Here is a 22391-nt window from a genome sequence, read left to right as displayed (position 1 = left end):
TTGTGAGTTTTTCGTGATGGTTAAGGTCAGTCGTCAGTGATCAAGAGTCTGGGTTAAGGAGTTGGCAATCGCCAACATTCCCTTACCCTGAATCGACTCTAGTTAACCGACAACTAACAGTGGACTAGGGACTACAGAACCATAGAGGTCATAGATGCCAGCATCGGTGATTTCTACTTCCACGATGGTCCCCAAGGGGGCTTCGCCTTGGACGTAGACTAATCCATCGACCTCGGGGGCAAATCGAGCTGAGCGACCGATCTGTTTTCCGGTTGAGGGGTTCTCTTGCTCAATCAGAACGTCAACGATCTTGCCCACTTCACCTTGGTTTTTCTTCAACGTAATCGGTTGTTGAACTGCCATCAGCGTCTGGCGACGCTCCTCCATGACGGCTTGAGGAACTGAATTGGGCAAGTTGTAGGCTGGTGTACCCTCTTCGGGAGAAAAAGTAAAGACACCAACGTGGTCAAACTCGTGATGCTGGACAAATTGCAGCAAATGATTAAAGTGCTGCTCTGTCTCGCCAGGAAACCCGACGATAAAGGTAGTCCTCAGCACCGCATTCGGCAAGGCGGTTTTAATGTGATCAATAATCTGATCATTCACTCGCCCCTGCCAAGGACGGTTCATTGCACGCAGGACTTCTGGATGGGAATGCTGTAGGGGTAAATCCAAGTAAGGCAGAACATTAGGCGTTTCCTGAATTGCTGCCATCACTGGCTCGGTTAAACCCGTCGGATAGGCATAGTGCATCCGAATCCAGGGGATATCCACCTTACCTAATGCCCGCAATAGTTCAGCTAACTTGGGTTCTCCATACAGATCGACGCCATAGTTGGTTGTGATTTGAGAAATGAGGATTAATTCCTGCACGCCTTGGGACGCCAATTGTTCAGCTTCCGCCACAATTGATTCAATCGTTCGCGATCGCTGGTTTCCCCTCAGATACGGAATAATGCAGAAGGCGCACCGATAGTTACATCCTTCTGCTACTCGCAGGTAAGCGACTCCTTCTGAGGTTGTGCGATAGCGCGGCGTTGTTTCATCCGCAATATAGGTGGGTTCGGCTGAAACGGCTTTGACCCGTTCTCCTGCTTCTACCCGTTCTATCACTTCGACGATATTTTGATAATCGCCCGTTCCGACTACAGCTACAGCTTCTGGCAATTCTGCCAACAATTTCTCTTGGAAATGTTGTGCCATGCAGCCAGCAATAACAATTTTCTTATTGGCTTCTGCTAGCTCAACTAACGTGCGAACTGATTCTGTCCGCGCTGCCTCTATGAAGCTACAGGTATTTACAATAACATATTCGGCTAAATCTTCGTTGCTATCGACTGGGTAGCCCGCTTGAACCAGCAGACCCAGGATATGCTCCGTATCAATACGATTTTTTTCACAGCCTAAATGAGAAATGGCAATGGTTGGCTTGTTGCCCATGCGGTTATCTACTACAATCGGCACTAGAGTGGAGTAGCGCTTGATTTCCAGCGCTCCTAATCAGTAAGCATGAGTCGTGAGCAGTTCCCTGTAACCGTTCTGGAGAGAACGCCTCCAGAGTTCAGGCTGATTCAATCCTGATCACTTAATTTTTTCCCAGCTTTACTCGATTCATAGGGGCATAGTCTTAGAGTTTACCCACGCTCCACCAGTCCGGATGTTCTTTGGTTGCTCTAGTTTAACCCCGTTACTTATTTATATAAAATTTTATTAATATATGCAATACACTCGGTAACTTAATCTAACTTGACGCTTGACTGGGGGAAGGGCGACTATTAGCGAGCGTCTGCTGACGTTACCCTACTTAGCGGTTGGTGCTTAAGAATTAGGCGATGGTTAGGATTCTGAGAGATTTATGCTGTCAATTACCATGGTATATCCCATTTGTCAATCCATCGAATTAGTTAGATAGAGAGTCTCTGTGGTTGTCAAACCTGAGTATATTCAAATTCTTGTGAACGGTTTTCAGGTAGATACGTGAACTTACAACAAATTTTCAAAACACCCAATCCCATCATTGGCGTTGTGCATCTGTTACCCCTGCCAACGTCTCCCCGTTGGGGAGGAAGTTTAAAAGCGGTGATTGATCGAGCCGAACAAGAGGCGACAGCACTGGCATCAGGGGGAGTTGATGGGGTAATCGTGGAGAATTTTTTTGATGCTCCCTTCACCAAAAACCAAGTCGATCCCGCTGTCGTCAGTGCGATGACCTTAATTGTGGGACGGTTGATGAATTTGGTCACATTACCCGTGGGGATCAACGTGTTACGCAATGATGCCCAAAGCGCGATCGCGATCGCCAGTTGTGTCCGTGCCCAGTTTATTCGGGTGAATGTTCTCACCGGAGTCATGGCAACGGATCAAGGATTAATCGAAGGACAAGCTTACGAACTGTTGCGGTATCGCCGAGAACTCGGTAGTGATGTGCAAATTTTAGCTGATGTCTTGGTTAAGCATGGACGCCCCTTGGGATCACCGAATTTGACTACGGCGGTACAAGAAACCATCGAACGAGGGTTAGCCGATGGCGTCATCCTCTCCGGCTGGGCAACAGGTAGTCCTCCCAGTCTAGAAGACTTAGAATTAGCCTCAGCCGCCGCTAATGGAACGCCTGTATTCATCGGTAGCGGTGCCAACTGGGAAAATATTCCCACCTTGATGCAAGCCGCCGACGGGGTGATTGTCTCCAGTTCCCTGAAACGACGGGGACGAATTGAGCAACCCATTGACCCGATTCGCGTCAGTCAATTTGTGGAAGCGGTACGACGTGGTGTTAACACGACAGCGTCGCCGAAACCCATGTCTTCGGTCAAGTTACATTCTAAGTAGGAGTGAGCCATAAATTTCTCGCTTATTCCTGAAATTGTTAGCTCTGTTCGCCGGAAGCCCCACACCATACCTGTACTTCGACAGGCTCAGTAACAACCCAGGTTGGTGTCGGGATGGATAGGCGGGTCATTGTCGGTACAGAAATGACCAATAAATTAATCGGGTGAGTGTTGATTTTCGATGTACCTCTTTAGCGCTGAAACTGTAATTGGTGTATATTAAGATAGTCACCAGCCTTTGGGGAGACAATGAGAACCGCTTATCAGTACAAGCTACGCCCAACCAAACAGCAAGTCATTGAACTTGACAGATGGCTAGCTATGCTGTGCGCTGAGTACAACTATTTGTTGGCTGATAGATTCAACTGGTATGAGCAAAACCGTTCTCCAGTAAACGCTTGTCCCTTAATCTGTCATCTTCCTGAATTAAGAGACCCCCCAGATTACTATTCTCAGAAAAAAACTTTACCTCAACTAAAGAAAACCCATCCCTGGTATAAAGAAATTTACTCCCAAGTCCTACAGGATGTAGTCAAGAGAGTAAAGGTAACGTTTGATAAATTCCTCAAAGGCGATAGCAACGGCCAACGTAGCGGGAAGCCAAGGTTTAAAGCCCGTAACCGATATCGCACCTTGACTTATCCCCAGATGAAAGATGGGTGTTGGCAAGGTAATCTAATCAACTTACCGATGTTCGGCCAAGTTAAAGTTATCCTACATCGCTCTATCCCTGATGGATTCAAAATAAAAACAGCATCTGTTACCAAGAAAGCTGATGGTTACTATCTGACCTTATCGATGGCAGACAAGACAGTTCCGGAAATAAAGCCAGATTTTCACCCAGATTCAATTACAGGGATTGACGTAGGTTTAAAGGAATTCTTGACAACTGCCGATGGTGAAACTATTGCGATACCTCAACATTACCGTAAAGCTCAAAAACGGTTAGGAGTTATCCAGAAACGGGTAGCCCGCCGGAAAAAGGGGAGTAAGGGTAGGCTTAAGGCTATCAAGCAACTAGGAAAACAACACAAGCAGGTAGCAGATAAACGGAAGGACTTTCACTTCAAGACAGCTAATTATCTGCTGTCGAAATATGATGTAGTTGCTCATGAAAATTTAAATATTAAAGGACTTGTTCGCACCCGATTGTCTAAATCTGTGTTGGATGCTGGGTGGTCAAACTTTCTGTCGATACTGACAAACAAAGCCGAGAATGCTGGGAAGTTGGTAATTCCAGTAAGCGCCCATAACACATCACAAGATTGCTCCAATTGCGGCGAGAAAGTACCCAAAAAGTTGCACGTTCGATGGCATGATTGCCCCCATTGTGGATGCAGTCTTGACCGTGATCATAACGCAGCTATCAACATAAAAAATAGAGCGGAGGGGCATCCCGTTCTTAAAGCTCAACGTCTCCTACGCAATAGCCGGATTGGTTGAGAAGCCTACACTATACCTGTACTCAGGTTAGTGTAGGAGTATGTCACTGCTGATAGACAAATTATGAGACGCCGACGTTCTGCTCCCTGGATTCATCGCCACTCCCGCCCAATCATTGGTGCGATCGCGATTCTTGGTGCTTTAGATACGGCTTACCTTACCTTGGTGGAAACTGGGGTGTTTAAAGAAGCCGTATGTCCCACAGGTGAGGTAATCAACTGTCAAGCTGTCTTAAGTAGTAGTTATGCTTGGCTTTTGGGTGTACCCCTAAGCTTGTTTGGCTTTTTAGCCTATACTGCGATCGCGGTATTTGCCTTTGCCCCCCAACTTGTTAAATCATCGGCTAACAAAGACTTTCGGCGACAAGTAGACGATGGGAGTTGGCTGCTGATGTTTGCTGGCTCAACCGCCATGGTTATCTTCAGCGGCTATCTTGTCTATTTGATGTCGTTTGTAATTAATGCCTTTTGTATCTATTGCCTGGTATCCGCCTTCTGCTCCATCGCCTTATTCGTGCTGACGATCATTGGGCGTGAGTGGGAAGATGTGGGACAACTGTTTTTCACGGGCATTGTTGTCGGTATGGTAGCGCTGATTGGCACCTTGGGTATCTATGGCATGAGTGGTGAACAGACAACGGCTGGTGGAGTAGACAGTGGCGTGATTCCCCCAGTAACCACTGCACCCACAGCCCCCTACGGCTGGAAAATAACCACCACCTCTGGCGAAGCGGAAATGGAACTCGCTCGTCATCTTACCGCCGTTGGTGCTAAAAAATATGGTGCGTTTACTTGTCCCCATTGCCACGATCAAAAGGAGTTATTTGGCAAAGAAGCCTTTAGCGAAATCGATTATATCGAGTGTAATCCGGCTGGGAAAAATCCGCAGCCTCAAGTGTGCCAAGCAGCGGGAATACAAGGGTATCCCACTTGGGAAATCAATGGTCAGTTGTATCCTGGGGTTCAGAGTTTGGAAAAATTGGCAGATTTAACCAACTACCAAGGAAAACGCGACTTTAAGTATCAATTGCCTCGGTGAGAACTGTAGAGACGTTGCATGCAACGTCTCTACACGGTTAATCCGACAACGCAAATAAATCGAGGGGGAGATGACCATACATTTCATTAATACCCCCTTCAAAGGAAGATTGGCAGGATACTAAAACACCGCGATGCTCACCCGTATAGGAATCGATATAAAACAATCCTGAATTGCCGTTATATTTGATATACACCGCTCCCTCAATCGGAGTCAGGTCAAGATTCGGTTGATACCCTAAAGCTTGAGCATAGGTTTTGAGCGCCGATAAACCCTGAGCCGCTGTATTCGCGCAAATACCAAAAATTTGATAATCTGAATGTTCGGCAAGTAACGCTAAGGCTTGCCGCAGTTTCTCTTTTTCGGCATCTGAAACCACAGGTTGACTCTCAATGCAGTTGAAGGGTTCGAGAAGCGCTTGAGCGTCTGAGAGGGTTAGAGGGGTAGAGTTTTGGGTAGACATAACTGGCGGCGACAATAACGTGATCGATGATATAGCAAAAGGTACACAGCAGAAGGCAAAGGGCAAAAGGCACACAGTAGAACGCACAGAGGGTAGAAGGAAAAAGTACCCAAGTTCACGCCTAGGGTGACTTCATCAGATTTGGTATCACTTCAACATGATATTGATCACTCAATTCATGTAAAATTAATCACATTTTTTAGCCTTTATTATCACAAGCTTTCAGAGATATCGATCAAGATTTAGTCAACATTTTTACGTAAAAATAATATTTATACATAAAAAAACATCAAAAGAAAAGATCTGCAAAATTTATGAATACTTGTCCCTGCTGCTCCCATCCCTTACTTCGGCACATTAGCCACCATCATCTCTACTGGTTCTGTTCACACTGTTGGCAGGAAATGCCCAGCGTTGATACCACTCATCGTCAACCTGTCCAAGAACTAGAGCGGCTATTTAATCTGCCAACTGTCTCCAGTAAGACTAAATTAGTCAGTCGCCTGTAGTACATATTTACTAAATCTATGCCCATCAGTCCCGGTAATATTTACCGTTCATGGCGTATTACCGAGAAAATTAAGGGTATAGATCTCCGCAGAGGAGTTCTTTAATTATGGATTACTTACCCATCTGTTCATCAATTGCCGCAAATCTAGCCACTTTTTTAGACAATCTCCCTTACCAACATCAGTCAATCATCAATGGAAACATCAATGGAAAAGCGAAACATGAAATTGATTGTCAGGCGAGTGAAATTGTCCGCTCTTGTTTAGCTGACTATCCCATTAACCTTTATCTCGAAGGAGAACATCCAAAGCTCAATCCTCACGCTAACTATTCTATATTTGTCGATCCAATCGATGGGACATCCAACTGGTTACGTCAAGTGGGTGACCCGTCTTTCGTTATGGCGATCGCGGCAAAATCATCCGACGTCACCTTAGGGGATCTCGATTTTGCTTATGTGCAAGGATTACGATCCGGAGATTGCTACTATGGGACTCAGACTGCTGCTTATTTTCAAAACGCTCACAGTCAAGACTACACTCAGATTTACTGTCACTCTCAAGTCTCCCTAGAGGACGCGATCGCCTACTTACGTCCCGGCTATCATCGGGCAAAAGAAGCATTGAGCGGCAGTTTCCCCTTGTGGGTATGCTGTCGGGATATTCGCTCCGTTGATAACTCAGCCATGGAATTTTGTGAAATCGCCCGAGGCGCTGCTGATTTCATGGTCGAATGTCGTCATCTTTCGGATAATTATAATTTGCTCGCCTATCCAATTTTAAAATCAGCCGGCGGTTATCTGGTTGATTTTCGCGGCAATTCTCTGGCGTCTCTCAGTCTGGAATCGGAATATATTGTCGATTATGTTGCCTGTGGTTCCGGCTATCTATTACGGGAAATTCTCCATATTATTCAGCGTTGGGAGCAAAATCACGAAAAAAGTTTCCGTAGTTTTTTAGGGGAAATTGAGCGGGAAAACCAAGTTTTGGGAAGTCAAATTGCTTGATTAGTCTTATGTCTTATGTCATTCGTTGTTCGACAACAGTCGGGTGGATGAGTGCTGATAGTTGCAGAGATAAATCTTGTCTAGGAGTGTAGTACAGGTTAAATTAGGAAGCTATAATCGAGAACTCCTAATCTTTTATATAAAATGCTCAAACCCCTGTCCTTGACGACTGCACTATCCCTAACTCTCCTAACCGTTATCGCCGGATGTTCCCCTCAATCTAATCCCTCCCAACCTTCCGCCAACGAAAACGAGATCGATAGCGTCTCAGTCGCCGACAGTCCAGCAGAAGCGGAATTGGCGCAAAAACCAGTCGTTCCCTCACTCGCTTCCCCGGATAATCCCAATCCGGCGATTCAAGCGCAAATTGAGCAGTACATGAATGGTTTAGCCGCCAAAGGATTTGCCAAGGAAAATCATGGGATCTGGATTCAAGCTGGGGATACTCTGCTAGCGAATTATCAAGGTACTGTTCCCTTACCTGCGGCTTCTATCACCAAAGTCGCCACCTCCCTGGCTGCATTACAAACCTTTGGTCCCGATCACCAATTCATTACCCTGATTGGCGCAACGGGTGCTGTGGAAAACGGGGTTCTCCAAGGAGACTTAGTGATTGAAGGGGGAGACGATCCATTCTTTGTCTGGGAAGAAGCGATCGCTCTCGGTAATCTCCTCAATCAGATGGGTATCCAGCAGGTAGCGGGGAATTTAATAATCACAGGCAAATTTTACATGAACTTTGAGTTTGAGCCACTCACATCAGGGACTCTTCTCAGACAAGGATTAAATAGTCAACTTTGGACTCCCGCCGCCCAAACCCAATATCAAACCCTACCCCCAGACACCCCCAAACCACAAGTTGCGATCGCGGGTTCGGTACAAGTCTCCCCCACCCCTCCTAGCAACGTCCAACCCCTGATTCGTCACTATTCCTTCCCCCTGGCTGAACTGATCAAAAAAATGAATCAATATAGTAATAATAAAATGGCGGACATGCTCGCCAACTCCGTCGGAGGAGCGAATGTTGTCGCCCAACAAGCCGCCGCCGCTGCAGGCGTTCCTCAAGCTGAAATTACGTTAGTTAATGGTTCTGGATTAAGCGATCAAAATAAGATTTCTCCCCGTGCGGCTTCCGGTTTATTTCTCGCCATTGCTCGATACCTTCAACCTTATAATATGAGCCTTGGCGATGTCTTGGCGGTTGTTGGACAAGATGAAGGTATTTTAAACGAACGTCCACTTCCCCCATTCGCTATTGTTAAATCCGGAAGTTTAAATAATGTCAGCGCTTTAGGCGGAGCTTTACCCACGCAGCAGCAGGGAATTATCTGGTTTTCTACGATGAATATGGGTTACAACCTGGAAGGATTTCGCGCCCAACAAGAAGCACTGCTGCAAAGTTTTATGAGCCAGTGGGGAGCCGTTCAATCATTACCCGAACCCTTACAACCCAATCCCGAACGAGCCAGTAAAACCTCTAGCAATGAAATTGTCAATGAATTATGAGGAAATAGAGAATGGGAAACAGTGACAAAGGACATAAGACATAAGACTAATTTTCCGATTGGTTCGGCAATAGGGAATGTGGAGGAAGGGGATGTTTCCAGACATTGCGATCGCGCGATTTTAGCTGACTCAACTCAACCGTAGCCCCTCGCTGTTCTAATTCTTTCCCCTGAGCAGCAGATAAGCCCGCATTTTGCTTAAATATAGCTCCCTCAACTTTCACACCACTCAGATTGGCATTGAACAGATTCGCGCCTGTGAGATTTGCCTGTCTCAAATCCGCATTCGTCAAGTTGACATGACGCAGAAACGTATGACTTAAATCGGCTCCCCTGAGATTTAAATGACTTAAATCAGCACGACTCAAATCAGCGCGACTCAGATTTGCCCCTTCTAAATTAGCATGACTGAGGATAGCCCGACGCAATCGCACCTCCTGTAAATTGGCTCCCCTTAACATCGCCTGATTCAGTTGAGCATTGCTGAGATTCGCTTGGCTCAAATCGGCTCTGAATAGACTGGCTCCACTCAGATTTGCCTGTTCTAAAGTCGCCCCCTCTAAATTCGCTTGATCCAATTGGCTGCGCTGTAAATCTGCACCTGTTAAGTTCGCCTGACTCAGGTTTGCCTCACTCAAGTCAACCTCACTTAAATCCCCGTACTGGAGGCTAGTTTGTCGTAAATTGGCATTCTTGAGATTGGCACCTGTGAGAATTGCCTGATTCAAATTTCCATGGCTGAGATCCGCCTGTTGGAGGTTGGTATGTCGCAGTTTCGCCCCAATCAAACTGGCGCGACGCAGATTAATGTTTTGCAAGTTGGAACGACTCAGATTGGCGTTATTTAGGTTAGCGCCATTGAGATTGGCAGAATTCAAGTCAGTAACCGTTAAATCAGCCCCCAGGAGTATGGCGCTACTTAAATTAGCGCCCCCCAATTTAGCCAGACTCAAATTTGCCTCACTCAAATCCGCACTGCTGAGATTTGCTTCCCGCAAATCGGCAGCACTCAAATCACTATTGCGAATGTCAGCTCCCTTGAGATCACTCCCGCGTAGATTAGCGCCTTTCAATTGGCAAAAAATGCGGTATGCCTCCAACTCAGAAACCGCTGATTCGCCCTTCTTAATTTTGACGACATCAAATTGCACGTTCTCCGTATAAATGGCAAAGACAACATTAAAAATATCCAAAAAATGAATAAAAAACCGACATTCTGTTTCCGGATATTTTTCGTAATAGCGAATTAGATTAGCAATACAATTATCTAAATGAGTGCGAACATAATTACACAATAAAATAATTTTGAGCAGGAGAATTACAATTGTCAGAGGACTACCTTGGCTGGTGAGAGTGATAAAGAGTGGGGAGGGTTCCTGCCCATTTTCTGTGGTTAAAAATTCCAAGGTGCGCCGACACGTTCGCAGTAATAGCTCCATGGTCGTCGTTTCCTCATTGTATGACTCATAGAGCATCTCTAGTTTTTCGGTCAGAGTCTTTTTGAAAAAATCAATCGACTGATGAGGACTCGTTGAAAAGAGTAAATAGTCGAGTAATTTCTGCTTAAAGTCTCGATAAGTCAGCGTTTTGCTCTGCTGAACAAACACATCAGCCGTATGGGAATAACTGTGCAGAAACTTACGCGATATCAGTTGTTTGAGCAGACGAATGATTCCATTGCCCAGTCGAGTAGGATTCGGGGGCGGTTCCTTTTTAAAGGTTGGCGAATTACAATGCACGGTGTACATTGCTAGCTCAAATTTAAACTTCTCTTTTAACCGTTTTGCCGTTTTCTTAGCTAATTCTCGCTGCTCAACTGGATTTTGAGAATCTAAATATTGCGGTAACAATAAATAATAAGCATATCGATGACTCCACCCTCGACGTTCGGTACGGCTTGAGGTAAAGACTTTAAGTTCTTGATAGTCTTGGCTTTCAATAAAATTAGCAATCCACGTTCTCAAACGATTCAGGGTCTGAGATACAGTAAATTTAACTGAGTCTACCTTAGCCAGCGTTTGAATCAACTCCTCTATCGAGTCTGAGCGCCGACTTGCCAACCAATTGTTAATTAAAATATAGCAAGACCGCTTCAGAGTATTTCTGAATTCTTGCTCATTCTTTTGCTCAAGAAGCTCATACATTGAGCGAGCGACATCTGGATTTGGTGTACACTCACTAGAAAAAAATAACTGCTTAAATTCCTGCAAAACAGTTTCAGGAGGGTCATTTTCCACTCGATCGAGTAGGAATTGAAAAATAACCTCCTGAGCTTGCTGAATCCGTTGCTGCTTTGATTCTCCATCAACCGAAGAATCGATTTGCTGATTGTCTGGTATGATGCGCCCCTCCATAAATAGGCAATGAGTTGGCTAATCCTGGTGGTTATCTGTCTCTACTGCTCCATAGCGGCGACAGTCTCTGCCTCTAGTTTAACCTTTTCCCAAAATATTCTTTATCGGAAACATTTATTGTAACCAAAATCCGTAGCATCTTGGGGAGCAGGCATACAGGGGAGATGGAGGAGATGGAGGAGATGGGGGAGATGGGGAAGATGGGAGAGAGAATTTACAAAGGATGAATGACCAATGACGAATGACGAATGACGTAGCTTGCTTCTCAAGGGTAGCGAGTTCCTCACCGTTAACTTTAAATTTTCCCGTCTACTTATCCAAAAATTGCACCCTGTTGTTTGAGTTCTTGCTTCATTGGCTCAGAGAGTCCAGAATTATTCCCAAATCGAGTTCCCTTAACCTTCACATCCGTGAGATTTGCATTAAACAGGTTGGCATCAAGAAGATTAGCATGATTGAGATTTGCACCCGTCAAATTGACGTGACGTAGCAAAGCTTTACTCATATCGCTTCTACTGAGGTTACTATTGCTCAAATCTGTGCGAGTTAAGTTCGTTTTCTGAAGATTAGCATGACACAAACTGGCATAACTGAGATCCGCCCGATCCAAGTTAGCACTACTTAAATTGGCATGGTTTAGCTGAGTCCAATTGAGTTGAGCGCATCTAAGATTAGCATCCCTGAGATCTACATCCTTAAGATTGGCTTGACTGAGATCAGCATTGCTCAGATCAGCATAGCGCAGGTTGGCATTCACTAGATTCGCAGAATTCAAGCTAGCATTACTTAAGTCAGCACTACTCAGATCGGCTTGCTGGAGATTAGCACGACGCAGTTTAGCGCTCTTTAAAATTGCACAGCATAGATTAGCTTGTCGCAGGTCAGCACAACGTAGATTTGCTTCACTGAGACTCGCACCGCTCAAATTAGCATCTTGAAGCATCGCACCGCTTAACTCCGTGCGATCAAGCATCGCACCGCTTAAGTTTGTCTGACTGAGTTTGGCAAGACTCAAGTCGGCTTTGCTCAAATCAGCCCCCGCCAAATCAGCCTCCCGTAAATCTGCTGCTCTCAGATCCATATAACGGATATCTGTTCCTCTTAAATCAGCGTTCCGCAGATCCGTTCCTTTCAATTGAGAAAAGACGCGATAGTTATCAAGATCCATAACATAAGCATCTGGCTCATCGTCATTATCACTAAGTTTAACGATGTTATATTGAGTGTCTTCGGTACAAATAGCAAAAACAATCTTGAAAACTTCCAAGAAATTAATCAACCACTGACAGTCTTTTTCAGTAGAATTTTCGTAATATCGAATTAATTGGGCAATACAAACATCAAGATGCGTTTGAGCATATTTACAAATTAAAATAATTTTCAGGAGAATCACGACTAAGGTTAAAGGGTTGCCACGATTCGTTAACAAAATAAACAGAGTCGAAGGTTCTCGACCATCTTCAGTGGTTAGTACCTCAATCATTCGCCGACATGTTCGTAGTAGTAAATCACCACTAATCGGTTTGAGATGATGATTTTCATAAAGACTATCTAATCGAGCAAATAAATACTGATCGAGTATTCCCGAATAAACGGGAGTGTTAATTAAAAACAACAAATACTTTTTTAAATCCTGTTTAAAGTCTTGGTAGTCTTTATTTGTAACGTATTGGTTTAAATGATCAGCATAACTTCGGCAATTAACCAATAGTTGCCGAGAGCTTATTTTTTTAATCAGTTGGATGACGTGAGGACCTAGACGAGTTGGATTACTAATTTTTTTATCGGAGTTAAAATTAGGAGAATCATATCGAGCCGTATACATGGCTAGATCGAACTTAAATTTTTTCCTCAGCCGTCTAGATAGATTTTTGGCAGTTTCTCGCTGTTCAATTGGATTGCGAGAGTCCAGATATTGGGGAACTAATAAATAAGATGTATACCGATGACTCCAGTGCTGTTGTTCGGCTTCATATTCAGCCGTATAGGGAGCCGAAAATAATTTCAGTTCTTGATAATCGTGGCTATCAACAAAATTAGCAACATACCCTTTTAGCCGAGTCATGGAAGGGGATATAGTTGTCGGCTTCAGCGGAGGATCACCAACTAATTGAATCAGGTTTTGAATAAAATTATAACTGCGTTTTGAAGACCAGTTATTAATTAAAATATAACAAGATCGTTTTAAAGTATTTCTGAATTCTTTATCATTTTTGCTGGCAATAATTGTATCAAGTGCTGTTTTTACATGAGGCTCACTCGGCTCTTTACCAAATATAAATAATTGGCGAAACTCTTGTAATACAGTTTCTGGGGGATTGTGATGAACAAGTTTGATCAAAAATTGATAAATAACCTCTTGAGCCTGCTGAATATTGAAGTCAGACCCAGAAATGTCCTCACCTGATAAATTCAATTGTTCGCTTTCTGGCAAGATGCGCCCCGTCATGATCCAAAAAAATGTTGATTTGAACTCTCTTCTTAGCCGAGCAGTATAGGGGTGTGCAAGGGAGATTTTCGCGGGTCAGTACTGACCGCCCCACTGCACTAGCCAAATTTTGCCGACGGGAGAAGGAGCAACTGCGATCGCATAACTAAGTCAGCTAACCCTTGCTAAGACGAGTCTACTCTTCATCATACCTTAGTCTAGCTTTCTGGGACATCACCCAAAAGCGGCTATCCCTCCCACCGTCTTGGCTGGGATAGTAAGGATAGCCATTTGGTACTGTCTTCACCATTGATGGTTCCGACCAGATTCTTCGCTTCGCTCCCATCAGACAGGTTAGAACGCAACTTGGGATCAAATCTTATAGCCCTGATGAAAACTGTTGCTTGGGCCACTGATACTTCGTTCTTGACTTCAGGGGTTCAGCTTGACGACTACCTCCGACATTTCCCAAGGCGGCATTTCCTTTGCTCTTACTACTTTGTAACAACTGGTGAGCCATTAACACCATCAATGATTCAAAAACTGACGTTTTTTCATTAGGATTTAGTGTAACAATGGGCGGTCGGTTTTTGTCATTCATAAAGCCGAGGGCAAAGGCAACATGCTCTTGTCCCAAAGCGCCAGGTAAATCCATACAAGTTAGACCGATTATCATCGGAATTTGGACTCGGCTGTTCATAAACGAGATAATTTCGCGAGCATCATTGAAAGAGCTAGAACGATTAGCTGCCACCAGTAAAATATAGGCATGAGCGCGACGAATCAATAAATCCCACATAAAATCAAAGCGCGATTGACCGGGAGTCCCATAAACTTGTAACTCCATATCCCGACCTAAAATGCGTGTACCAAAATCGAAAGCAACAGTTGTGCGTTTCTTCATTAGTGATGTGTTATCTGTCGCTTTGCGTTCTGTGTCAATTACTGTCGTTTGACTAAAGGTTCGTACAAACGTCGATTTACCAGCACCCACTGTTCCGGTTACGACAAGACGCATTGTTTCCATTATACTTTTCTCCGCAGTATTTCACCTAAGTTTATGAATGTCAGATCCGTTAAGCGAGTAACTTACTTACAGCACACCGCTGTAAAAAAATATAAAATTACCCGGAATTGCACTACACCCGAAATTAATTAGCTAACCTTTAGTGTTATCTAACCATTTAGACGGAACTGGCTCCGGCGGCAATGAGTCGCTTAAATAGACGTTCAGTCCAGCCTGTTTCTTGAAGTACGGCGGCTGAACTGACTTCAATGTAGGCTTGCTCAATGAAGGCTAAATCGATCATACAAATTCGACTGAGTGCTTCTTGCAGTTCAGCCGGTTTGTCATTGGCTTTGAGTCGTTTGTCTATATCTCGTATCACCGTTGCCATCGCCGGAACAACATGTTGCGGTCCAATGCCAATTCGCACATGCACCAAGCCAATTCGCCAACGACGTTCAGCATAAGCATTACCCCAGTCATCCATACCCGTAAACATTTCGTAGAACCACTGAACAAAGGTTTCCCGGAGCCGATGGATGCGATCAGGTGTGTGATTTAAAATTGCATTCATTTCTGGATCGCTGCCTAAGTAGGCGTAGAACTGTTCGGCTACCTCTGGTGCAATTTCTTTCCCCCAATCAGCATGGAATTTCAAGAGGGATTTATCGGTTTCAGTGAAATAAATCCGATCTTGCATTTTTTGCAAAAAATCATAAGCGTTCAGGGTCATATTTTTCTCTGATCTGGATTTTAGGGTAAGTCTCAAAATAGAGTCTTCTCTAGTTCTAGCAATTTTTCTAGAGTATTGTCTGCTTGTTTTATGATAAAATCATGAATATTTTGAGTGAATGTTAAAAGGCAGAGGGCATAAGGTTTATTATCTGTACGGGGTTGTTTAATCCGTTCAATTTGTCCTAATCTTTATGGCGACAGCTATACCATTAACTATTCAAGCTTTTCCAGGATTTTTTCCAAAATCCGGAAGCTCTGGTAATTTTTTGGATTTAACTCTGTATAGTTTTATGAAGTTAATCTCTAGAGTTGTGTAGCTCTAAAAACGAGCCAGTGGATTAGATGTTTCACCCCGCTAACATAATGATAGACAGAATTAAACTCATCGCCAGGATAAATGCGCCCCCCCAATAAAGAATGAGACGCTGAGGCTGAGGCGTCTGAGTGGAAGAAGAGGTTTCAACGCTTTGTCCTTTAATCGACTGTAACCATTCAGCGACTCGTTGAAACTTGGGCAAGTTTGGATGAAGTTTTGTGAGCGAGTCTTGCCACAACTGAATAGCTTGTTCTGGTTGATTATTTTGAGCAGAGAAAATACCCATATTGGCTAACGTCTGACCTTCTCGGTAGCGATCGCGTAACTCCTGGAACATGGACAGACTCTGCTGATAGCAATCGATCGCGTTCTGGTTCTGCTGCTGCTGAAAATACACATTCCCCAGATTACTTAACGTCTTTGCCATTCCGGGGCGATCGCTCAACTCGTTAAAAATACCCAAACTCTGCTGATAACATTGGTTCGCCTTCTCCCATTGACCAGCTAACGAATACACATTCCCCAAATTAATCAGCGTCTGCGCCTCTTTGTCGCGATCGCCTAATTCTCGGCTGGCTTCCAAAGCCAGTCCATGAGTGCGTTCCCAGTCTCCCCAGTACCCATGAGTATTAAAGAAATTAACCAAATTTTGAGCTAGAGACACCACCACATCCCACGCCTCCGCTTGATGCGCCCACTCCACCGACGCTAATATATTCGGGCGCTCGATTTCAAACCAGTAGAGAGCTGTCAACAGCCAACGACGCTCTGTCGGCGCTTGCTCTTTACCCTTAACCACAGACTGAACCAACTGGCGACGAGTTTCTGGATTAATCGCCAAATCCACCATTTCAGCCGTCTCCAGATACCAGCGACTCAGCCGTAATCGAGCCGCTTGTCGCACATCCGCAGGTTCTTGCTGCGCCAACTGTCCTCGGGCAAACAAGCGCACCACATCATGGAAACGATAGCGCCCAGGACTTACTGGGGTGACAAGCTGCCATGCCACTAACGTATCAAAAGAGTGCTGCGCGATCGCAGGTTCCACCTCCAACAACCTTGGCGCGACTTCCGCCTTAAAATTCACACCGACTAAAAGTCCCAGTAACCGGAACAAACGCGCCGAGGCTTCATCCAATGACTGATAACTCAGCACTAGGCTAGGGCGTACCGACAAATCACTCAAGTGCATTTGTGCCAGTCGCTGCTTTTCATGTTCCAGCTTGCTGGCGTAATCCGCCAGTTGCCAGTGGGGGGATTGGCGCAGAAAACCCCCTGTAATCCGTAGTGCTAACGGCAGATAATCGCACTGAGTAATAATGTGTTGAGTGGCATCTGGTTCAGCCGCGATTACCTCTGCACCAATAAGATTTTCCAGGAGCGATCGCGCTTCGGGTTCACTCATCACCGGTAATTCGACAATCGTCGCCTCCTCCAACCCATTAATCTGGCGGCGAGTCGTAATTAAAACCGCACAAGTGGAACATTTAGGGAGTAAAGGACGAATCTGAAACTCATCGCGGGCGTTGTCCAGGATAATTAATACCCGTTTCCCTGCCATCACAGAATGATACAGTTGAGACCGTTCACTCAAACTTTGAGGCATCGACTGATCCTCCACACCCCAAACCCGCAGAAACCCCGCAAGTACGTCTAAGGGGTCGAGAGGTTGTCCTTCACTCCCGCGCAGGTTGACATAAAGTTGAGCATCAGGAAAGTCAGATTGTAACTCATAGGCAACTTGCACCGCTAAAGCCGACTTGCCCACACCTGTGACACCCGTGACGAGTGCGATCGCAGCCTGGGATTCTTGACCTGATCTTGCCTGCTTTAACACTCCTGTCAGGCGTTCCAGTTCCCCTTGACGCCCTGTAAAATCCGCCAGTTGCAGGGGTAACTGATAGATGGACGTCGGTTGTGTCAAAGTATTTTGATAAATCTGTTTCGCTTGACTGGGTTCAACTGTCACCGCATCTTGTACTAGACCATGAAAGTGTAATTCATACCGTGATTTATTTTCACTCATCGATTGCTCCAATGGTTTATCGCCAAACGATCATTATCACTCGCGCTTAAGTAGGTAGGGACAATTCACGTTAACGGAGAGGAACTCGCTGACCGAAAAGAAGCCAGCTACGCTGAAAAAATCTAGACATTCCTTTAAATCTATCCTGACTCAATTTTTTATAAAACGCCAGCTATAAGCGTAAAATCTACTCAAAATAGCTTGATTTTTATCTATGACGACATAAAATTAGCTGATGTCAACTTCTTTAAGAATATGAGATTTTATCATCATGAGGATATTAAACACCGAGGTTTTATCCATTGGATTAACTGTCACGATGCTTGGACAGGTTACGTCATTGAGACAACTCAATTCTCTGGTCACGTCTTCTACCGACTTGGCATTTGGACAATCGGTATGAGTCAGACCAATGAGCATCGGCAGTTGTACACGTTGGTGCATATAGGTAAGAATTTCACGAGCCGAGGAAAAATCATCCGCACGATGGGCTGCTACTAACAGAATATAAGCATCAGCTCTTTGAATTAATAAATCCCACATAAAGTCAAAGCGCGATTGACCAGGAGTCCCGTAAATATGCAGTTCCATTTCCGGACTGAGGATCAGGCGACTAAAGTCAAAAGCAACAGTCGTTTGAGGCTTCAATAAAGATGTGGAATCAGTGGCAAAGCGTTCGGTTTCAATGACGCCAGTGTCACTAGCCGTTTTCACAAATGTAGATTTCCCCGAACTAACAGGACCTGCGACAATGACCCGTAAAAATTTCATTGATTTGACTCCATAACAACACAGCGCAATTCATTCATTTTTTTGCGGATTGCATCAACCGTCTTCTTGATTAATAGATATAAGTCATTGAATCTATTGAATTGGAAGAGAATTGGTTGCAATATTTTGCTCGTTGAGGGGCGACCCGCTAAGATTAATTCACAACTGAACGTCATTCTATTGACGCGGGGCACCCACTCCTAAGGTTGACAAGTTTTAAGATTTTGCCAACGTGAGTTCGTAAAGTAAAGCGGCTACAGCCCCTCCTAATAAAGGACCCACCCAATACACCCAAATATTACCCAGTCCTCCCCCTAATAACGCGGGTCCTAAATGTCGCGCTGGATTCATCGCCCCTCCACTGATGGGACCTCCAGCGAGGATATCTAGGGCTACGGTTAAGCCAATAAATAAGCCCCCAACTTGGGGGGCACGGGGATCAATGGCGGTACCGAAGATAACGAAAACTAAGAAGAATGTCAGAAAAAACTCCATTGCTACTCCAGCAATAGGACTAATTCCTGATCCCAACGCTGGCGTACCCATACTGACGGCATTTAAAACCTGAATGGGAATACTTAGTTTAATCAGACTAGCGGCAAAAATTGCACCTAAACACTGGAAGAGAACATATCCACCCGCATTTTTGGGATCAATTTTACCGGTGAGCAATGCTCCAAATGTCACAGCGGGATTCAGATGTCCACCACTAACGGCGGCTGTGGCGCTCACCATTACCGCGATGGTTAATCCATGGGCGAGAGCGATACCCGTTAGTCCAGCACCTCCTTCGGTGATATGGTTTGCGGCGATTGCGCCGACTCCAATGAAGATTAAGGCAAACGTACCAATAAATTCGGCAATGAATGCTTTCCATTTCATCGCTGTCATGTCTCCTACAGTACATCATGTCAGTTGACTGGTTGATAAACGTTGGTTTGATTTAAGGCTACTAACGAGTCCAGTCGTAGATTTTTTAATTGATGTCCCTGTGTTAGAGATGCAATACCTTGATTGTTTTTTTACTGAGTTGGTTAATTAATGTCCAACTCAGGTTACAACTCATCGTGTGAAGATTGAAACTGGATTGATTCAGGCTTTACAGAAAACCGAATATCCTGCCCATTCTTGATGATTAACAAGAGAGACGATAGAGACTTGAGTCTGTACTCTTAGAAAGAGAATGCCAATTTAATAGAAACTCACTGTAATTTTCATTCATGCCCAATTGTTTGCTAAGTTTATAAGTAAACTTTAGCTATATCTTAGCCTGAGATTTGGGAGATAAAAATTACAAGTAGCTTCCCAGATTAGTCAACTTATAAATTGGCTAAATAGACTACCTCATCGCCACTTTCAAGTCATTAACGACACGCTGAATCTCTAACTGTAAAACACCCTGTTTGGCATCTTTTCCGGCGAGGACGATTAAAACAGCATCGTTACCACAATTGGTCAAAATGCTAAACCCTTCACCACTGACAACGCTGATTTGATCCATGCCGCCTTTAGCAAGTTCAGCTCCAACTTTCTCGCCCAGAGACAGCATCGTAGCTGACATGGCAGATACCCGCACATCATCAATACCACCGGGTAAACTGGATGCAAGTGGCAAACCATCTGGAGTTACCACGGCAGCTCCCTCCACATCAGAGATCTTAGAGACAAAGTTGTGGAGAATACGGGTCATTTTGTCAGAGTCAATCGGCATTTTTTTGCTCCTAACGTATTTTCAGAGATTTAGGTTCAGTAACTTATTAGTCTTTGATCGATTGAAACAAACTAAAAATGTTTATTTCAATTAAGCTTTCTATTAAAACAATCTTAAGTCCGGATCTTTTCTATAAATTAAATTTTAAAGTTTTTTTTAATAATTTATTGGTGTTTATAAACGCCCAAATGAATCTATGATTGGCAATTAAAATCACCAAAAACACTTTGCATTAAATGCTACACCTAAAACAGTATAATCAGTAGTTTAAAAACATCATCTGCATAACACTAAGACGTTTTAAAACTCCTGAGTAAGAATTATTTTGCCGATTGAGTCGTTCAACTCAATTCAATTGATCATTCCATAAGTAAGCGAGGGTAATTTGGGCAGAGAGAACAGTACCGTAGTATTCACCCTGAAAAAATTGATGAGACAAAGCTAACTTCAGCGCAAGTCGGTGAGGTTGGCGTAAGGGAAGCCTACCGTTCAAACAAATAAGCTTAACTTAGTCATGACAAAAGACATTTCGCTTTTATCGTGACGTGAAATAGAACATCTTTACTGATGTTTTACTTCCGCGTAGCGGTACTTGTTAAGTGACCTAGAAGCTAAAAACTATTTGGTCAATAAGTGGGTCGTTTATGTTTGCCAATTTACACTAGCGAACAAATTTTATTACCTGAGAAGTTTAGGTTTGTACTACATGTGTATAACATGTTTTACGTTATCTAAACCTTAGTGCGATCGCTAAATAATTGTCAATACAGTTAAGTATTCTTTTTTTACTTAAAGCAATAATTTTTTTTTATTTATAGCTGTGGCAATAAAGCTTACTTCCCTCCCCGCAGAAAATTACCTATTTTTCTCCCCCAGCTCTCCAGACGCTTCTTGCATCGCGTTACGGTATATCTACGGTAGGGGCTGCTGAATAAGTGTTGTGGTGAGGGGGAGCAGGGGAACACCTCGACCTTTCGACAGGACTTCGGCGTGAGCGCGGCAACTGAGTCTGTCGAAGTTCAGTCGAACGCTCAGGGCATCGCTTACCTCGACTCCGCTCAGTAACACGCTCGGTGTGTCACCTGGGGGAGCAAGGGTACATTTTCCCTGAGCAAGGTGATGCCGTACTTATGAAGGATGCTACCCCATTTCCTTGAAGAAAACCCTCTGTAAATAAAGCTCAAAGTATTGATGGGCTTTGCGGTTTTGGCTTTGTGCAGCAAGCCCTACGGTATATCAAGGATTTTAGCGATCCCAAAACGTTCCCCGTTCCCTGTCTGACCCACCCATGAAAAAACCCGGTTAAAACCGGGCCACACTACCATTTGATGGAAAACTTACTAAGTCATCAAGCTATGTTGACAAATTTTTGAGTACCAAGTGGAGTCCTACTTTGTAAGTTCATAGTCACAGGTGAGCGGGCAAGCTGCAAAAATTGACTTATGAAGAATATTCTGCTCACCATGTAACCAGCTTAACCAACGAACTTCCTTAGGATTGACGCCCTTAAAGGTTAATACGGCAGCGCCGAACAAAATGCCAAAAACATTCGCGCCAATCAAACCAACGGCGACGAGCAAAACGGCACTAATCGGCAAAAGTGATTGTAAGGAAATCGCCATAATTGCTCCAAGCGCCACCATTAAGACAATCAGCGGAAACCCTGCCACTAAGAGACTTACGGTTAGGGTAAATGTCCAAATTAAGAAGCCTGTGACCTTTTGGTTGAATGAATACGTCTTTGTGAAGTTTTCACGAGTTGTCATTTCCATGGACGTTCCTCCTATCGGGGGTAAAAAATGGTCTTTATGTAACAAACCTTTAATCAATTTCTGTAATGTAAGAAATTACGAAGGTAAAAACCAGTATAGTGAACTTCTCCGGAGAAATGAGCTTTTTTTTAAAAAAATTTACAATCAGGGTAGACTATTTATGGATCGCTGAGAAGATCAGACCGACAATTGAGTTCAAGCCTTGATTCCAGCTCATCTCTACCTATAGATAGATATTACTGAGCTGTTTAGCCTCCAAACCCTTCAATGGTATACCCTTGAAGCCTTCATAACTTGAATATGACCAATCCCCTAAATTGATTTTGTTAACATTTCTTATACTTTTGTGCCATGCTTCTCATAATTCTGGGGTAACTTCACATATAAGTAGTAGGCTGGCAAGCTTAAAGTTGTGGGTAAAATTTTTCTGGATCGCTACCCTCATAAGGGTTTGAGAAAATACTTGACCACTGTTTTAA

17 protein-coding genes are annotated in these 22391 nt (G+C 44.1%); 6 read left to right on the top strand and 11 right to left on the bottom strand.

The genetic code is table 11. The features are described from left to right. Positions 1–102 precede the first annotated feature (102 nt). Positions 103–1440, bottom strand: coding sequence for a 30S ribosomal protein S12 methylthiotransferase RimO (gene rimO / locus MC7420_RS17755; RefSeq protein WP_006101946.1), 1338 nt, complete (start codon positions 1438–1440; stop codon positions 103–105). 537 nt (positions 1441–1977) lie between these two features. Here rimO and btpA point away from each other — a divergent pair. The 3 genes from btpA to MC7420_RS17740 all read left to right on the top strand — a co-directional run bounded on the left by btpA (position 1978) and on the right by MC7420_RS17740 (position 5309). Further along, a complete protein-coding gene (gene btpA / locus MC7420_RS17750) occupies positions 1978–2829 on the top strand; it encodes a photosystem I biogenesis protein BtpA (RefSeq protein ID WP_006101966.1) in 852 nt (283 codons plus the stop codon). 248 nt (positions 2830–3077) lie between these two features. Next, positions 3078–4271 (top strand): RNA-guided endonuclease InsQ/TnpB family protein, encoded by a 1194-nt coding sequence (locus MC7420_RS17745; RefSeq protein WP_006102007.1) that lies wholly within the window; start codon positions 3078–3080, stop codon positions 4269–4271. Positions 4272–4334: 63 nt separating this feature from the next. Then, positions 4335–5309, top strand: coding sequence for a vitamin K epoxide reductase family protein (locus tag MC7420_RS17740; protein WP_006101989.1), 975 nt, complete (start codon positions 4335–4337; stop codon positions 5307–5309). Between the two features lie 37 nt (positions 5310–5346). Here MC7420_RS17740 and MC7420_RS17735 read toward each other — a convergent pair whose 3' ends face one another. Further along, positions 5347–5772, bottom strand: coding sequence for a DUF1824 family protein (locus MC7420_RS17735; RefSeq protein WP_006102109.1), 426 nt, complete (start codon positions 5770–5772; stop codon positions 5347–5349). A 314-nt stretch (positions 5773–6086) separates the two neighbouring features. On the opposite strand from MC7420_RS17735, the gene MC7420_RS37040 reads away from it, so the two are divergent. The 3 genes from MC7420_RS37040 (at position 6087) to MC7420_RS17725 (ending at position 8794) form a co-directional block, all read left to right on the top strand. Next, the gene (locus MC7420_RS37040) at positions 6087–6281 is read left to right on the top strand and encodes a hypothetical protein (RefSeq protein ID WP_006101895.1); all 195 of its coding nucleotides are present in this window, start codon (positions 6087–6089) and stop codon (positions 6279–6281) included. A gap of 107 nt (positions 6282–6388) precedes the next feature. Then, complete coding sequence (locus MC7420_RS17730) at positions 6389–7288, top strand: inositol monophosphatase family protein (RefSeq protein ID WP_006101969.1); 900 nt, start codon at positions 6389–6391, stop codon at positions 7286–7288. Positions 7289–7432: 144 nt separating this feature from the next. Then, on the top strand, positions 7433–8794 hold the full coding sequence (locus MC7420_RS17725; RefSeq protein WP_006102073.1) for a D-alanyl-D-alanine carboxypeptidase: 1362 nt from the start codon (positions 7433–7435) through the stop codon (positions 8792–8794). A 46-nt stretch (positions 8795–8840) separates the two neighbouring features. Here MC7420_RS17725 and MC7420_RS17720 read toward each other — a convergent pair whose 3' ends face one another. From MC7420_RS17720 to MC7420_RS17675, 9 genes are all read right to left on the bottom strand, one after another. Next, positions 8841–11147: a pentapeptide repeat-containing protein gene (locus MC7420_RS17720; RefSeq protein ID WP_006101876.1), complete on the bottom strand. Its 2307-nt coding sequence runs from the start codon at positions 11145–11147 to the stop codon at positions 8841–8843. Between the two features lie 313 nt (positions 11148–11460). Beyond that, positions 11461–13596: a pentapeptide repeat-containing protein gene (locus MC7420_RS35370; protein ID WP_006101889.1), complete on the bottom strand. Its 2136-nt coding sequence runs from the start codon at positions 13594–13596 to the stop codon at positions 11461–11463. 358 nt (positions 13597–13954) lie between these two features. After that, on the bottom strand, positions 13955–14602 hold the full coding sequence (locus MC7420_RS17710) for a GTP-binding protein (protein ID WP_006102094.1): 648 nt from the start codon (positions 14600–14602) through the stop codon (positions 13955–13957). A 157-nt stretch (positions 14603–14759) separates the two neighbouring features. Next, the gene (locus tag MC7420_RS17705; RefSeq protein ID WP_006101919.1) at positions 14760–15314 is read right to left on the bottom strand and encodes a protoglobin domain-containing protein; all 555 of its coding nucleotides are present in this window, start codon (positions 15312–15314) and stop codon (positions 14760–14762) included. Between the two features lie 349 nt (positions 15315–15663). Beyond that, positions 15664–17658 (bottom strand): tetratricopeptide repeat protein, encoded by a 1995-nt coding sequence (locus tag MC7420_RS17700; protein ID WP_157453210.1) that lies wholly within the window; start codon positions 17656–17658, stop codon positions 15664–15666. A gap of 228 nt (positions 17659–17886) precedes the next feature. Then, positions 17887–18429, bottom strand: coding sequence for a GTP-binding protein (locus MC7420_RS17695; RefSeq protein ID WP_006102003.1), 543 nt, complete (start codon positions 18427–18429; stop codon positions 17887–17889). 216 nt (positions 18430–18645) lie between these two features. Next, complete coding sequence (locus MC7420_RS17685; RefSeq protein WP_044208012.1) at positions 18646–19311, bottom strand: MIP/aquaporin family protein; 666 nt, start codon at positions 19309–19311, stop codon at positions 18646–18648. 457 nt (positions 19312–19768) lie between these two features. After that, positions 19769–20140: a roadblock/LC7 domain-containing protein gene (locus tag MC7420_RS17680; RefSeq protein ID WP_006101937.1), complete on the bottom strand. Its 372-nt coding sequence runs from the start codon at positions 20138–20140 to the stop codon at positions 19769–19771. Positions 20141–21528: 1388 nt separating this feature from the next. Next, positions 21529–21912 (bottom strand): hypothetical protein, encoded by a 384-nt coding sequence (locus MC7420_RS17675; RefSeq protein WP_006102062.1) that lies wholly within the window; start codon positions 21910–21912, stop codon positions 21529–21531. Positions 21913–22391: the final 479 nt, after the last annotated feature.

This window comes from Coleofasciculus chthonoplastes PCC 7420, assembly GCF_000155555.1.
GTDB lineage: Bacteria > Cyanobacteriota > Cyanobacteriia > Cyanobacteriales > Coleofasciculaceae > Coleofasciculus > Coleofasciculus chthonoplastes_A.
This window is presented reverse-complemented; position numbering and strand designations above follow the sequence as displayed.